This is a genomic window from Enterobacter sp. CGMCC 5087 (assembly GCF_003144775.1).
Lineage (GTDB): Bacteria > Pseudomonadota > Gammaproteobacteria > Enterobacterales > Enterobacteriaceae > Enterobacter > Enterobacter cloacae_M.
Genome location: NZ_QFXN01000302.1, coordinates 1 through 917, shown reverse-complemented (window position 1 = coordinate 917; position 917 = coordinate 1). Strand labels below are relative to the sequence as shown.

1 protein-coding gene is annotated in these 917 nt (G+C 56.5%); it reads left to right on the top strand.

Translation table 11 applies throughout. The annotated features are described in order from the left end of the window. A partial coding sequence (tssF, locus tag DEO48_RS24865) for a type VI secretion system baseplate subunit TssF (RefSeq protein ID WP_109846581.1) occupies positions 1-917 on the top strand: 917 nt, incomplete at both ends.

Below are 917 nucleotides of genomic sequence, written 5' to 3'. Positions count from 1 at the left end.
TGATGCCTGGACGGCGCGAGAGCTCTATTTCTGGTTATCGGACCGGCTGGCCTGGATTGAGCTGGAAATTAACGGAACGCGTTTTCGTCAGCCTGCCAGTCTCCTCAGGACCAGCGGGTTTGCACGGGAAGAGGCTTTGCTGCCCTATCCCGGCAATATCTATTCGGGCTATCGCATCCTGCAGGAGTATTTCTGTTTCCCTGAAAGTTTCCTGTTTTTCCATCTTGCCAGGGGCGACTGGCCGAAGCAACCGAAGGCCGTGTCGTCATTTAAGCTGCATTTCTGCTTTGAACGTCCATTGCCCCCCGAACTGAAGATCCGCCAGGATGCCTTCATGCTGAACTGCGTGCCGGCCATCAATCTTTTCCGTCATGACAGCGAACCGGTGGCACTCACCGGGCAGCAAACGGAATATCCGTTACGGGCCAGCTACAGTCATCCTGACAGTTACGAAATTTTTTCCGTGGACAACGTGGAAGGCTGGGTGGAAGGTCCGGATGGCCGTGCGCGGGGTGGCACCCGTGTGTATCAGCCTTTTGAAAGTTTTCAGCACCAGATCGAACGCGCAAACGGGCGTCTGGCGCTGTATTACCGTCTCAGGGTTCGCGAGGCCGTCAGTGGTATGGGTTTTGAGCATTCACTGTCTTTCGTCCGGGGTGACGAAACGGAAGTGGCCGGAAAGGATGAAGCGGTCTCTGTTTCGATGACCTGTACCAACCGGGAGCGTGCAGCACAGCTGAAGGTGGGGGACATTTGCGTCCCGACCAATGCCACACCCAACTTTTTCACTTTCCGCAATATTACCCGACCGACGCGTTCGCTGCGCCCGGTGCTGGACGGCAGCCTGCAGTGGATGCTGATTTCCAGCCTGTCACTGAACTATGTCTCCCTGCTGAGTCCGGATGCGCTGACGCAGG